Origin of the sequence: Mitsuokella apri (assembly GCF_051886055.1) — a bacterium.
Taxonomy (GTDB): Bacteria; Bacillota; Negativicutes; order Selenomonadales; family Selenomonadaceae; genus Mitsuokella.
In genome coordinates this window covers 234,173-249,300 of the sequence record NZ_JBJEXT010000070.1, presented here as the reverse complement: position 1 = coordinate 249,300, position 15,128 = coordinate 234,173, and the positions used below count along the sequence as shown (strand labels likewise).

Annotated in this window: 7 protein-coding genes; 5 read left to right on the top strand and 2 right to left on the bottom strand. The window is 50.8% G+C overall.

Annotated elements, in window-relative coordinates; translation table 11 throughout:
* The first annotated feature begins 231 nt into the window (after positions 1–231).
* Positions 232–1,170: a hypothetical protein gene (locus ACI4OH_RS11200; protein ID WP_435720954.1), complete on the top strand. Its 939-nt coding sequence runs from the start codon at positions 232–234 to the stop codon at positions 1,168–1,170.
* On the top strand, positions 1,154–2,518 hold the full coding sequence (locus ACI4OH_RS11195; RefSeq protein WP_435720953.1) for a GHKL domain-containing protein: 1,365 nt from the start codon (positions 1,154–1,156) through the stop codon (positions 2,516–2,518). Before ACI4OH_RS11200 ends, ACI4OH_RS11195 begins: the two co-directional genes overlap by 17 nt.
* Positions 2,519–2,524: 6 nt before the next feature.
* Here ACI4OH_RS11195 and ACI4OH_RS11190 read toward each other — a convergent pair whose 3' ends face one another.
* Positions 2,525–3,262, bottom strand: a complete 738-nt coding sequence (locus tag ACI4OH_RS11190) for a LytR/AlgR family response regulator transcription factor (RefSeq protein WP_432647607.1) — start codon at positions 3,260–3,262, stop codon at positions 2,525–2,527.
* A 419-nt stretch (positions 3,263–3,681) separates the two neighbouring features.
* Between ACI4OH_RS11190 and ACI4OH_RS11185 the strand changes: the two genes are divergently transcribed.
* Positions 3,682–9,882 carry an ESPR-type extended signal peptide-containing protein gene (locus ACI4OH_RS11185; RefSeq protein ID WP_439784743.1) on the top strand — a complete coding sequence of 2,067 codons (6,201 nt, stop codon included), beginning with the start codon at positions 3,682–3,684 and terminating at the stop codon, positions 9,880–9,882.
* Between the two features lie 110 nt (positions 9,883–9,992).
* Here the strand turns inward: ACI4OH_RS11185 and ACI4OH_RS11180 are convergent, their stop codons facing one another.
* Positions 9,993–11,822, bottom strand: a complete 1,830-nt coding sequence (locus tag ACI4OH_RS11180) for a phosphoethanolamine transferase (RefSeq protein WP_435720951.1) — start codon at positions 11,820–11,822, stop codon at positions 9,993–9,995.
* A gap of 354 nt (positions 11,823–12,176) precedes the next feature.
* On the opposite strand from ACI4OH_RS11180, the gene ACI4OH_RS11175 reads away from it, so the two are divergent.
* Positions 12,177–14,441 carry an anaerobic ribonucleoside triphosphate reductase gene (locus ACI4OH_RS11175; RefSeq protein WP_435720950.1) on the top strand — a complete coding sequence of 755 codons (2,265 nt, stop codon included), beginning with the start codon at positions 12,177–12,179 and terminating at the stop codon, positions 14,439–14,441.
* 132 nt (positions 14,442–14,573) lie between these two features.
* Complete coding sequence (locus ACI4OH_RS11170) at positions 14,574–14,945, top strand: RidA family protein (protein ID WP_432647837.1); 372 nt, start codon at positions 14,574–14,576, stop codon at positions 14,943–14,945.
* Positions 14,946–15,128 lie beyond the last annotated feature (183 nt).

Below are 15,128 nucleotides of genomic sequence, written 5' to 3'. Positions count from 1 at the left end.
TCATTCGAGTCTGCGGACCGCCTTTGTTTATGAAGGCTGTTTTTTCACAGCCCCTTTTTTGTTCTTGGTGTATTTTGCATGAATCCCGGGTAAATGATGCATAAAATTGACAACACAGCGAAAATTAGCGATAATAATTACCGAAACAGACTGTAATTTAAATTGTGCCGCGAAAATTCGTGCACGATATTATCCGATTGATGACATTGATGACAGAGAAGGTGAATTGCTTTGCACGGCTCGACGTCTTATATTCTAGCTACGATATTCTTATTCTGTATTTCGCTGCTGCCGTCGGCCTATCTGCGTTATTATCCGTTTCGTCCGATTGTGACGAAAAAGCAGCGCCGCATCCTGCTTGCAGGGCATCTTGCCATCTTCCTTTTGGAGTTCGGTATACTGGGCACGCTGTTTGCCACAGAAACGCTCCTTTTTAAGAAAGGGACGTTTCAGGGACTCTATCAATTTCTTTATCTTCCTTATGTCCTATTGCTGATGTTCACGATACGGCCATACTGGTTCCGCCATATCTTTGTACTCGGGCTGCAGTCCATCTACATGCTCTTCATCCACACCCTGACCATAGAGATTTTCAAGCTTTCCTGGCCGGAGAATTGGTATTACGACCGCTGGCTGCCGTATTTTGCCCTTTACCTGCTGCTGTTTCTCATCGGCATGCCGTTCATCCTGCGTGTTTTTGGCAGGATCTTTACGCGTGAGCAGCTGCGTCAGCCGAAAATGGCCTTCTGGAATTATCTTGGCCCCGTGCCGCTGCTGCTCACGTATTATCATGGCAGTATGGGCTACTTCAATCTGGACCCGCAGCTGCTCTATCTGCCGGCTATTCATATTTACACGCTGCTGAGCCGCAGCATGCTCGTGATTGTCGGCATCTTCCTGATTATCGTCATTCAGAGCGGTTTTCGTCAGATTAAGCTGATGATGTGGACGAAAGAGCGGACGGTGAAGATGCAGGACGAGCTGGAGAATATCAATAATTATGCCACGGCCCTGCGTGATGAGCAGCAGAAACTTTCCATTCTCCGCCATGACAGCCGCCATCAGTTGCGCCTTCTCGCTGAGCTCGTCGAGAGCGGCCATTATGAGGATGCGGAGAAACATCTTTTGATGATGCGAAAAGAGGTAGAAAAGCGTGAATGCCATAAATGATATCTGGGCCCTTATCGGAACAAATATTCTCTTTATTGCCGTGCTGCAGCCTCTGGCCCTGCTGCATTTTCTGCCTTTTCGCAGATTCCTGAGCACAAAACAGCAGAAAAAGATCACCGTCATCTGGGGGATTCTTCTGATTCTGGAAGTCGGCACTTTTACGCTCGTGCTGATGAACAAGCCGTTTTCTTCGCTGGCTGCCGCGTATTTTTCGCTGGGATATCTCTCCTGGGTTCCGCAGCTCTTACTCTGCCTGTATTACACGAAGAAATTCTGGAGTGCCCATATCTTCATTCTGGCCTTCCGCGCCATGATTGCGGGCATTGTCTACACGTTTTCACGAGCCTTTCTCCTGACCGTTTTCCCGGGCCAGCCGATTTCGGACTATTTTTTCTGGCATATCGTGTGTTATGGGATAGGAATCTTGATCTTTTTCCCGTTTTTGCTCTATTTCTTCAATCACTTCTTCGAGCATTTCGAAGAAGCCTCAACACGCCGGTATTGGCGTTATGTCACAATCATTCCCGTCCTGATTGCCGGCGAAAGCCTGTATTTGACGATTTTTGATTCGCAGGAAATGATCTTTAGTCTGCTGCTGCCGCGTTTTATCCTGCTTATCGTCGTCATCCTGCTGCTCGTGAGCGTCTACAGCAGTCAGACGGAGGTCTACAAGGAACTGCAGCTCTACGAAAAAGAACACGAGCTGCAGCAGCAGCTCGTGTCAGCGGCACATTATGTGAAGATGTCAAAAGAAGCCAAAGAGAGAATGGACGTGATTTATCGGGAGAAAAGGCAGCATATCGATACGCTGCTGCAGTTTGTCCGCAGTAAGGACCAGGATGGCTTTGCAGACTACATCGAGCAGCTCGGCGCAAAATTCAATCAGACAAAGCTGCCGCAGTACTGTCAGAACACCCTGATTAACGCAGCCCTGACGGTCTATCTCTCGCGTGCCCGCGAGCTCGGCATTCCCGTGACGGCCTCTGTGGACCTGCCGCAGGACCTGCCCGCGAGCGGCGATCTCTCCATTGTGCTGTCAAATCTCGTGGAAAACGCCCTGATTGCAAGCCAGAAACAGAAACCAACGGAGCGCAGCATCACAGTACTGGCTCTGCGTCAGGGGCCGTCTCTGAACATCCTCGTAAAAAATCGCTTTGATGCGCCCGTGCCCCTGAATGAAGAGGGCCTGCCCGTCACGCACGTCAAGGGGCATGGCATCGGCATGCAGTCGCTTGCGCGTTTCCGCGATAAATACGATGCAAGCGTTCTCTGCCGGCAGCAGGGCGGCTTTTTCATGACGTACATGCAGGTGCCGCTCAGCAGCCTGGAAGTTCAGGAAGAAGGCTGAATGGGGTCAGCTGTCCATCGTCGGGGCAAACATAAATTGGAAGTAAAGCTCCTGAAAGTCGCGGTACTTGCGCTTGCCAAGCGGGATTTGGTGGCCGGCAAGCTCCACATAGTCGGCCTTGATGAGGTGGATGGCACCGAGATTGACGAGATACCCTTTGTTCGGTGAGGCGAACTGACCGGGGGCAATCTTGTCGAGGTATTCCTTCATCTCCTGACTCGACTTGCGCGTCTCGAGCGTCGAGCCGTCGGCGAGATACGTCTTGAGGATATGGCCGTGGCTCTCAAAGTAGAGGATATTGGCGATTTCCTCGACGCGCACGCCGCCGCCGACCAGTCGGAAAATGACCTTGGCACTGTTGCGCTGCCGGATAAAGGAAAGGGCCCGGTCCATGGCCTTGTTGAACTGATTCTGTGCAAAGGGCTTCAGAATGTAATCCGTCGCTTTCACGGCAAAGGCATCCACGGCAAATTCATCACTCGTCGTCAGGAAGATGATTTCGGCGCGGCTGTGATGGCTGCGCAGCTCGCGCGCAACCTCCGTGCCGAGCAGGCCCGGCATGCAGACATCGAGCAGTACAATATCAAAGAGAGCCCCCTGGTCGATGGCATCGACAAAAGCAGAGGCATTGTCAAAGGCCTGATAAGAGACCGTCTCGTTTTTTGTAGCAAAATATTTTTCGGACGCCGCGCGGATCTTCTTGATTTGATCCTGCTGGTCGTCGCAGATCGCAACATGCAGCATGGCATTCACACCTTTCAACTTGTTTCGTTGTTTTGATTTAATTCCATTATACCGTCTTTTCCGAGGCAGAAGAGCAAACTGTCCTGAAAGGGCGGTTTTTTGGCATGAATGCTTTAGAACGAATTGTTTTAATTTAAACTTAATATGATAATCCCGTATTTTGCTGATAAAGAATAAAATCATCCTAAAGGGGCGGTTTTTTGTCATAAGCAAGTTAAAACATTATGTTTTAATGATATTTTAAGACAAAAAACCGCCATTTCGTGTTACTCGGCCCCCAAGGGGCCTTTTCTTATGCTATTTTTAAAGTGTCCTAAGCGGGAAGCAGGAAATACAACGCTTCCCATTAATGCACGATTATGAATCACGTGTGTTTTCTAAATAGCGAGACAAGAGTAATTCGAAAGGGGATGCAATTTATGAACAGAATCTTTAAAGTCATCTGGAGCAAGACCAAGCACTGCTACGTCGTCGTCTCTGAGTATGCCAAGGCCAACACCAAGGCTGCTCACACCGGCGTGCGCGTAACCGCCGCCGCCCTCGCGGCCGCCGCCGTGCTGCTCGCGCCTGTGGACTACAGCACCGTTTGGGCAGCTCCGGCGACAACGCAGGAAGTGACGGTAAAAGATACTTCCAATGCGGAGCAGACGGTTTATACAAAAGACGGAACGGATGCGGCCATTGAACAAAAAATGGCAGACGAAAAAACCGATAAAGCACTTCACGTTACCACGGATGGTAAATTGATTGTCGGCACGAATGAAAAACAGCAGGTCAAAGATATTGCGATTCGCGGTGCGTTGAAGTCTGGCAGTGTTTCTACTGGTAATATCACAGCAACAGGGGATATTACAGTAAAGGATGGTAAAGTAGAAGCAGATGGTGTTTACGATGACACTACGAAAACAGGTAATTATATTAAACAGAATACCACAGTTGGCATGAACTTGAGCACGTTGGATACTCAAGTGAAAGCCAATGCCGATGCTGTAAAAATTTCAGCAGACAAGACAGCAGGTCTTAACTATGACGAAAAAACGAAAACCACTACGGTTAACGACAACCTTGCCGCTGGTTCTGCAAAAGTCACGAATTCTATCGAAGTAGGCCATAATGCCAATATTGGCGGAGCCGTCAATGCCGGCAATCTTAACAGTCGTGGCAACCTGAACGTCGATGGCAATGCCCTGGTCAAAGGCACCTTGACTTCCCAGTCCACTATCAATGGTAAGGAAATTGTTTCTCAGACCAATATTACGGCCAAGAATAAAGTCGTCGGCATGCAGGGCGTCGTCGATAATACCCTGACCAGCGGCACCTATGTAACGGCCGGTAATACGGCAGGCCAGAACATCAATGCTCTCGATGAACAGGTGAAAACCAATGCTGAAACCGCAAATCAGCTGCAGCATAGCCTTGCCGCTGAAGCAACCGCTCGTGAAGATGGCGATAATGCCATCAGGCAGGCCATGACGGATCAGAAGACCAGCACGGCCCTGCATGTTTCCAAAGATGGGAACCTGATTGTAGGGACCAATGAAAACCAGACCGTCAAAGATGTGAAAATTCGTGGCCAATTGACTTCCGGTTCAATCTCTACGGGGAATATCACTTCTACCGGTGATGTGTCGGTAGCAGGGAAAGTAGAAGCAGAAGCTGTTTATGATGATACTACGAAGACCGAAAACTACGTAGTTCAGACTAACAGCGTTGGGTCTAACCTTTCCGCTCTCGATACGCAGGTCAAAGCCAATGCAGATGCAGTAGCAGCAAAAGCCAATGCTTCTGATGTTTATACCAAGACTGAAACGGACAATAAAGTAAATGAAGCGAAAACTTATACCTACCGTAAAGTAGCATCCGAAGAAACGGCACGGAAAGCTGCCGATAATGAGCTGAATGAGCGCATCACGAATGAGGCCAATGCTATCCATGAAACTACAAACAAATTGCAGGAAGGTCTGAATACGGAAGTTAAGGCTCGTGAAGATGGGGATAAGGCTTTGAGTGAACAAATCACGAATGAAGCTAATGCTATCCATGAAACCACGAACAAACTGCAGGGTGACCTTACTACGGAAGCTCAGACTCGTGAAGCGAAAGACAATGAACTGAACGAACGGATCACGAACGAAGCCAATGCTATCCATGATGAAATCAAAGCCAGCGATACGGCTCTGGACAACCGTATCACGGAAGTGAAGAACTATTTGCAGCAGGATGCCGCAGCTACCTACGTCAGCAAAGATGATGCTTCAGTACAGGACGGCGCTGTTGTAAAAGCCAACAATAAAGTAGGTCAGAATGTACAGGCGCTCGATACGGCTCTTGCCAAGGAAACGGCAGCCCGCATCGGTGCGGATAAGGCTCAGGATAAAGTTATTGCACAGGTCAATCAGAATATGGCAGATGGCTTCAATACCATCAATACCAATATGGCCAATGGTTTTAATGCTTTGAATGCTGCTGACGCTGCGGAAAAGAAAGCCCGCGTGGAGGCGGACACGAAGCTGACGGAAGCTGTCAATAATGGTCTGAGCCTGAATGACGAAAACGTTCTGCAGAAGAACACGACGACCATCGATGAGAATGGTACGATCACGACGTCCAAGACCGATGCCAGTGAAATGATTCTGAACAAGGGCAAGGACAACCAGGTTACCCTGAACGAAAAGGGCATCAAGGTCGGTACCAACAGCAGTGTAATGGATGCCAACGGCGTTTACACCGGCGGGGATGACTTTGATGCAGCCAAGGCAGCTATGAGCTCTGACGGTCGAATTAAAGGGGCCAACGGCAAATTCACGGTAGACGCCAGTGGCAATACCACCGTAACCAGCCTGGATGCCGGGACCGGCACCATCCAGACGAAGGGCGATCTTTACGCCAAAGACGCAACCTTTAGTGGGGATATCACGGCGAAAGATGCAACGCTCTCCGGTGACCTCAGTGCCAAGGACGGCACTTTCTCCGGCGACCTCAGTGCCAAAGATGGTACTTTCTCCGGCGATGTGTCGGCAAAAGACGTAACTGCCACGGGAACCCTGAAAGGGGCCGAAGTAACTGATGGCACAGCGACCATGAAAAATGGCAGCTTGATGGGTGCTAAAGATATTACTGCCAGCGGTAAGATTACCTCCGGCAGTGTTGAAACGGGTACTTTAAAAACCACGGGTGACGCTGAAGTGGGCGGTGACCTCACGGTTAAAGGAAAACTCAACGTCGATGAAATCGACATGACGAAGAACGGTATCGTAGGTGATAACAACGTTACGGCCAGCACGAAAGTGACAGCCGGTGAAATCACGGGCTACAAGAAAGCTACCAGCACCAAAGATGGCAGCGAGAAAGAAAGTGCCTTCGACTATGACGAAAACGGTACTTCCACTTGGGCAACGACTACGGATGCAGATAAGAACTGGAAGAAGAGCACAATGTTTGTGGAAGGCAGCGGCGTAACTTCCAAGGCCATTGATTCCGAGAAAAATAGCAATCTCTCCACGCAGACCGCAACGCAGTCTCAGAGCACGCTGACGGATGCCGATAAAAATACCAATACGGCCACGCAGTCGGCTACGGAATCCAGCAGCATTTTGGCAAACAAAGAGGGTCTGAGCTCCACGTTCAAGCAGAATGTCAGCGAAATCCTCAATCAGATCAATAAGTCGGATACGGAATATGCCAAGGTCGATCAGAAAGTCGATAATATCACGAGTGAAGTCAAGAATGGCGACAACTCCACTTCGACGACGCAGACTGCTACGGATATTGTCAATACGGCTGAGCATGGTACGATTTCCAACAATGCCAAGAACCTGACGAACACGGCTTCTGAGAATATCACGAATACGTCGACGAATGGTAATATCAGCAACATTGCAGCAAATGGTACTATCACTAATGAAGCTAAGAATATTTCCAATAAGGCTGCAGAAGCTCTGACTAATGACGCGAAGACTATCACGAATACGGCCAGTGAGTCTGTCACGATGCAGATTGGCGATGGCTCGGTTGTGAAGTCGGTCATGAATGAAAATGGCATTGCCAACACGGCTGCGGACAAGGCCATCACAAATGACGCCGCGGACATTACCAATACGGGTACGAACAGCGTCACGAACCAGGTTGGCACGAACAAAGTTCTCGTCAATAACGATAAAGTCGAAACGGCTTATGGTGATGACACGTACACGACTTGGGATGCAAGCGGTATCGTGAACAGCACGACGGGCAATATGAGTACGACGGTTGGCGGCAGCCAGACGACGAATGTCACCGGCGACAGCAGCCTGACCGCTGAAAACATCAATAATACGGCGAAGAACAAGATTACGAATAAGGCCCTCGATGTTGAGACGGAGGCAGCGAGCTCCATCGTCAACAAAGTTTCCAATGATTATGGAACGAACACCTCAACTCAGACTTCCAGCCAGACTCAGGAAGAAATGAGTCAGGAAGATGGTAAGACCGCTTCGTATCTGCGCGGTGCAGGTGAGGAGAAATCGCAGCTCACAAATGGTGATACGAAGACCACGATTGACACAATCGCGGGTCAGACGAACACCAATATCACGGATGGTACGAATACGTCCAACAATCTGCAGAAAGCAGCTCAGATTGCTTCGTCGGTAACGGATGGCACAAATACGACTGTTGTCAATCAGGACGCGAAGAGCCTTGCTTCTTCCATCACGGATGGCACGAAGGCCAACAATACGAACAATACGGTCGACCAGAGTGTACAGGTCATCAAAGCCAGCGACACGAAGTTCAGCGCCTCGACTAAGACGGCCGGAGCCTTTAACGATACCTTGGTCAGTGGTGACAGCATCGTCAATATCCTTAAAGATGCTGACAATGGTTTTGTTCAGTCGAATGTTTCTAAAGGTGATAACAGCACCAGCGTGAAGCAGACTTCTACGGATATCACCAATACGGCTAAGAATGGTACGATTGCCAATGATGCCAAGAATATTGTCAACAAAGCTGCGGAAAATATGACCAACACAGTCGGTAAGGACCTGACTACGACTGTCGGCGGTGAAATGAAGACCACCGTTACAGGTAAAGTTACGGAAGATTACAAGTCCGATCTGAGCACGAAAGTTGGCGGCAGCGAAAACCACGCAGTCACGGGCAATCAAGTCAACACTATCGGTGGCGACCAGAGCACGTCGGTTACTGGCGACAGCAGCCTGAGTGCTAAGAATATCAGCAATACGGCAACGGAGAAACTCTCCAACAGCGCGGCTGAAATCGAAAATACAGCTACGACTAGCATCAAAGATATCGTAGGCAAGACCACGATTACTACCAATGACAGCGGCACGACCTTCGAGAACACGGATCACAACACAGCTGTTAAAGAAGGTTCGGCTTCGAATACGGTAATTTCCGGCAATACGCTGACGACCGGTCAGGCCACGATGGATTATGCAGATGTTCTCAAGGACCTCGGTGTCCACGGCAATGCTGCGGTCGATGGCAACACGACGCTTGGTAAGGAAGGCGCAGACACGACTTTGACAGTCAACAGCAAATCGACGTTCAAAGACACGGTCAAGATGGAGAAGACGCTGGAGGTTGACGGCACTTCGACCTTTAACGACAAGGTGACGGTCACGAAGGGCGGTCTTGATGTCACGGGCGGCACGAAGACGGATACGCTCTATGTTACGAGCACGTCTACGTTCGACGGTCCTGCAACCTTCAAGGATATTGTCACGATGGAGAAAGACCTCACGGTTGGCGGCAATGCTGCGGTGACTGGCTCTGTCACGGCAAGTTCCTACAAAGTCGGTGACACGACTTACATCGATGCGAATGGCATTAACGCCAATAACCAGAAAGTCACGAATGTCGCCGCCGGCGATCTTTCCGCGGCGAGCACGGATGCTGTCAATGGCAGCCAGCTCTATAGCACGAACCAGAGGGTTTCGACTGTGGAGAACCGTGTGGATGGCGTCGAGAACCGCGTCACGAATGTTGAAAACCGCGTCGATAAGATGGACAGCCGTATCGACAAAGTCGGTGCGAATGCAGCCGCTATGGCCAACCTGCATCCGCTGGAGTTCGATGAGGATTCGAAGTGGAATGTAGCGGCCGCAGTCGGCAACTATAAAGGGGAGACAGCAGCAGCAGTCGGCGCGTTCTATCGCCCGAATGAGGATGTCATGTTCAACCTCTCGACGACCTTCGGCAACGATGAAAATATGGTCGGCGGCGGTGTATCTCTCCGCCTCGGCAAGGGCGGCAACCATGAGAAGGATAAGAAACTCAAGGCAGCTCTTGCGGAGAACAATGACCTTCGTTCCAAGGTGGATAACCTCACGGCTCGCATGGATGCCCTGCTCTCGGTCCTCAATCCGAGCATGTCCAAGGATTTCCCGGATGTTCCGGCCAACCACTGGGCATATGAAGCAGTGTCGCGCCTCGCTGGCAATGACATCGTTCAGGGCTATGCCGATGGCAAATTCCATGGTGAGCGCACGATGACCCGCTACGAGATGGCGGAGATCATCTACAACGCCCTGTCGAAAGGCGCTAAGGCCGAGAAGAAACTGGTCGAGGAATTCAAACCGGAACTTCAGGCCATGGCAGCCCAGAAACAGGCAAAATAAGCCCCTCTTCGTTCCCTAACGTGACGATAGAGAATTACTCAAAAAGACAGGCCCCGCCGCACATTGTGCAGCGGGGCCTGTCTTTGCTTCTTATTTAAAGAAAGGAAATATTATTTTTCAGGATTGCCGTCAGGGTCCGTGTTCAGCTGATACTGACCGAGCATGGTCGTGAGGTTGTCGCGGTTGAAGCGGTAGCCGTTGCTCGAGAGGTCCTGACCCGGGTCGTAGCGCTGGGATGGAGCATTGAGAATACCGGCAATTGTGTCATAGAGCATATCGTTCGTGAAATAGCGGCTCTCATGGCTGCGCAGCACGTTTGTGCGGGTTGGCAGAGCCTGCTGGTAAGAAGGCGAGAGGTATATCCACATCGGGATGCGGACCATATCAAAGCTGAAGACATCCGGATTATGCGAGATGGTCAGGTTCTCGCCGTGGTCGGAGAAGTAGACCATGGCCTGCAGGTTGAGGTTTTTCTTTGCGTAATCGAAAATCTGCGAGAGGATGTAGTCGGTGTAGAGGATGCTGTTGGCATACGAAGCTTCTGAAGTCATCGTCGAGGAGCCTTCTTCGCCCTGGAATTTGTTGAATTCTTCCGGATAGCGGTTGTTGTAGTAAATGTGGCTGCCCATGATGTGAAGCACGATGAAGTTGTTCTGGCTCGGGTCAACCTGCGAGAGGTAAGGCAGCAGCGTCTCATCGTATTTATCCGAGAAGTTGTAGGAGTCGTCTGTCCATTCGGAGTGGTCGGCTGTCTTGGCGACGAGCGTGATGGCGCTGTCGTACTGGCCGTAGCGGCCCTGATTGCTGAACCAGTAGGTCTTATAGCCCGACTTTTTCGCAACATCGATGATCGAAGCCGAATTGAAGAACTCTTTGTCATTGTACTGACTCTGTTCTGTCAGCGCGCGCTGCAGGACGGGGACGGTCTGTGACCATGAGGAGTAGGCGTTCTGGAAGAACAGGAAATCAGGATTCGTGAGCTGCTGGCTCTGCCAGGGCGTATCGTCGTAGGCATAGTCTGGCGTGAAGGCCTTCATATAATTGCGCGAAGCGGATTCGCCGATGACGACGATGACCGTGCCGGGAGATTTGGCAGCAAGCGTCTGCGTGCCTTCAATCGAAAGGCTCGCGAAACGTTCCTCGTAGTTCAGGCTGTAGGTCTGCGTCTGTTTGACATAGGTATCGACATCATTCCAGAGGTCGGCAATCGAGGTCTGCGGCACGTACCACCAGAGCGAAGCAATCGTGGCGACGACGAGCAGGAACAGAGCGCCCATGCGTCCGGCCGTGGAATCTTCCTCTTCGAGGCGGCGGGCAAAGGCCATGTGGCCGCGCCAGCAGGCATAGAGAAACAGCAGGAGCCCCGCGATGATGATGATGGCCGGCACGACGCCGACATTCGATTCGATGAAGTCAATGCTCTCGCGCCAGTTCGTCAGGTACAGGGCCATGAGCGAGGCCGGTGACAGGCAGTGCCAGACAATGCAGTAATATGCATATTGGATGAACGGGATCACGATGCCGAAGAGATTTAAAAGGGCCATGAGCCCCGCGATGATTTTTTCGTGGCCGAGGCGGAAAAGTGCACCCTCAAGAGAGGTGAGCAGCAAAAATTCAGATGTGCCGACGAGAAAGTCGAAACAAATTTTTGACATATACCAGTCCTGATGATACGTCCAGGTGTAGAGCAGTGGAAAGGCGCTGCACCAGGCAAGCCCTGTAATGAGATTTGGCAGAGTTGCCCAGGAAAATAACGGAACGCGTGTACCGTACTGCACGAGTACGAGCCCGAGCATGACGGGCAGGAAAACCGGGATGAAATAGTCCGCACCCATATCCTGTCCAATATCAATGTAAAAGGCGATTAGGCAGATGTAGTAGATTGCTGCTGCCGTCAGCCAGCGGATGAGACGGTCTTGTCCCTCTGTAGAAATATGCATTGTGTCTTTGACCTCGGTTCCAGCGGCTGCCGCGGCTTTTCACGGACAGCGCTTCAGAATAAAAATCCAGCTTCTTTAATTAATTAGTTGTTTGTCGATTGATAAGAAATCCCGATACATTTTACCTGAAATCGTGTCGTTCGTCAATTTGATAATGGCTCGTAAAATCCGCCGTAATCTGTATAGCGGAGCACAAAGCCGGTGTTTTTGGTTTGTCACGGTGATTTTCATGATTGCCAGACAGGCCGTTCTCTGCTACAATATATACCTGTCACAAGCAAATAAACCACAATATCTAGGGGGAGGCGGAAAGACACTGCACAATATGAGCCGGATTAAGCAGTGTCGTTAGCTATGAATCTGAAGACCGTAACCAAACGCTCCGGGCACACTGTGCCATATAACCGTGAAAAAATTTATCATGCCATCGCTGGGGCAAATAACGATGGCGGCAATACGATGTCCGAAAAAGATATCGACGAGGTGACGAGCCAGGTCGAATGGGATATTCAGGACCGCGACAATGTCAGCGTCGAGGAAATTCAGGATATCGTCGAGCAGGAGCTCATGAAGTACGATTTTTACGATATCGCCAAAAAGTACATCACATACCGTCAGAAGCATGCGGAACGCCGCGCAGCACAGAAACATCTGATGGAGTCGTACCGCGATATCTTCTTTGCGGATTCCGTCGACTCTGACCTCAAGCGCGATAATGCGAACATCAATACGGATGCTTCGATGGGCATCATGCTCAAGCTCGGTGCCGAGGGAGCCAAGCACTTTGTCGACAATTACGTGCTCGATGAGGAATACGCCGAGGCCGACCGCGAGAATTACATCCATATTCACGATAAGGATTTCTCGCTGATTACCTTCAACTGCTGCCAGATTGACCTTTTGAAGCTCTTCCACGGCGGTTTTTCCACGGGCCACGGCTTCCTGCGTGAGCCGAATTCAATTCGCGCCTATGCATCGCTGGCGTGCATCGCCATTCAGTCGAACCAGAATGATATGTTCGGCGGTCAGAGCATCAATGCCTTTGACTACGCGATGGCTGAGGGCGTGCGCAAATCCTTCAAGAAGGCCGTTTACGATGAGGCACACAAGGCTCTGATTTATCGTTTCGGCATGGACCCGTTCCGCGATTTTACTGCGTTCAAGAAGATTTTCAAGGAACATCTCGACCTCACGAAATGCCATTTCACGGAGAGTGATGACGACCCGAAGGCCAAGGAGAGCATCGCGGCCATCATGAAGGCACTCGAAGAGATTCTGGCCGATGAATATCACAAGCCGACGACGGATGTCGTCATTGATGCGAACAACATCTACCATCTGGCCTGCGCCGATGTCATTGAAGAGACGCATCAGGCTATGGAGGCCCTGATTCACAACTTCAACACGCTGCACAGCCGCGCCGGCGCACAGGTGCCGTTCTCGTCCATCAACTACGGCATGGATACGTCGCCTGAAGGCCGCCTCGTCATCAGCGAGGTCCTCAATGCCATCTGGGCGGGCCTCGGCTACGGCGAGACGCCGATTTTCCCGATTTCGGTCTTCCAGCTCAAGGCCGGTGTCAACTACAACCCGGGCGACCCGAACTACGACCTGTTCCTCAAGGCCTGCAAGGTCAGCGCGAAGCGCCTGTTCCCGAACTTCGTCAACATCGACGCGCCGTACAACCTGCAGTACTACAAACCGGGCGATTACAACAGCGTCGTGGCGACGATGGGCTGCCGCACGCGCGTCATGAGCAATGTCAATGGTCCGGAGGAATCGGGCAGCCGCGGCAATTTCTCGTTCACGACGATCAATCTGCCAAAGCTCGCACTCGAGGCCAAGGGCGATCTCAAGAAATTCTGGGAGCTCTACGACCATTATATTGACATCAGCCACGATTACCTGCTCTCACGCCTTGCCATCATCGAGCAGAAGCACGTCTACAACTATCCGTTCCTCATGGGACAGGGCGTCTGGATGGACAGTGAGAAACTGAAGCCAACGGATTCCATCAAGGAAGTCCTGAAGCATGCTTCGTATTCCATCGGTTTCTGCGGCCTTGCCGAATGCCTCAAGGCCCTCATCGGCAAGCATCATGGCGAGAGTGAGGAAGCACAGGAGCTCGGACTCAAAATTGTCGGTCATCTGCGTGAGCGCACGGATGCTTATACGGAAGCGGAACACCGCAATTGGTCGACGTTTGGCACACCGGCAGAATCGACGGCAGGTCAGTTCCAGCGTGCGAACCGCAAAAAATATGGTATTATCCCGGGCGTCACGGACCGCGAGTACATGACGAATTCCTCGCATGTGCCGGTCTACTACCCCATCAAGGCCATCGACAAAATCCGCATCGAGGCGCCGTATCACGCGCTCGAGAATGCCGGCCACATCGCCTACATCGAGATGGACGGCGACCCGTCGAAGAATGTCAAGGCCTTTGAAGCCGTCGTACGCGCCATGCACGATGCCAACATGGGCTATTTCTCCATCAATCATCCGGTGGACCGCGACCCTGTCTGCGGCTACACGGGCATCATCGAGAACGAATGCCCGCACTGCCACCGCAAGGAAATTGAGCGCGGCCACATGGTCGTGCCGCGCATGAAGGCTTAAGGGCATAAGAGAGACAAGTTGTAAACTTGTAACATAACGCCTGATGTTGTAAAATAAAATAGAAGCTCGAAACCGCAGGTTCGCCTGCGGTTTTGTTATATTGTTAAGCATTTGTCATAAGGAGGAATCACGATGAAAGTCATCCACACGAATCAGGCTCCGGCAGCTGTCGGTCCCTACAGTCAGGCCATTGAGGCAAACGGCGTCCTTTACTGCTCAGGGCAGATTGCCATCAATCCGGCGGAGGGAAAGATTGTCGCCACGACGATTGAGGAACAGGCTGAGCAGTGCTGCAAAAATGTTGAGGCCGTGCTCAAGGAAGCAGGCACGGATATGAGTCATGTCGTCAAGACGACGTGTTTCCTCGCAGAAATTGCGGATTTCAAGGCCTTCAATGAAGTCTATGCCAAGCATTTCATCTCGAAACCGGCCAGAAGCTGCGTAGCGGTCAAGGACCTGCCGGCAGGTGCTCTCTGCGAAGTCGAGGTTACAGCTGTATTTTAAGATTTTAATATATACAGCCGTTATCTTAAAATAAAGATTCGGCAACATAAAAACAAAGAGAAGCAAAGATTAAACTTTTGAGAAAAATACTCAAATAGTCTTTCCAACGCATATATTAGTGCTATACTAGGGAATCGAAGGGTGTATGTTATATCCCTTTGATATCATCTCTAGTAATTCTAG

Excerpts from the sequence above, each read along its gene's own strand:
- ACI4OH_RS11190 (WP_432647607.1), bottom strand. The coding sequence starts at position 3,262 with ATGCTGCATGTTGCGATCTGCGACGACCAGCAGGATCAAATCAAGAAG.
- ACI4OH_RS11185 (WP_439784743.1), top strand. The coding sequence starts at position 3,682 with ATGAACAGAATCTTTAAAGTCATCTGGAGCAAGACCAAGCACTGCTAC.
- ACI4OH_RS11180 (WP_435720951.1), bottom strand. The coding sequence starts at position 11,822 with ATGCATATTTCTACAGAGGGACAAGACCGTCTCATCCGCTGGCTGACG.
- ACI4OH_RS11175 (WP_435720950.1), top strand. The coding sequence starts at position 12,177 with ATGAATCTGAAGACCGTAACCAAACGCTCCGGGCACACTGTGCCATAT.
- ACI4OH_RS11170 (WP_432647837.1), top strand. The coding sequence starts at position 14,574 with ATGAAAGTCATCCACACGAATCAGGCTCCGGCAGCTGTCGGTCCCTAC.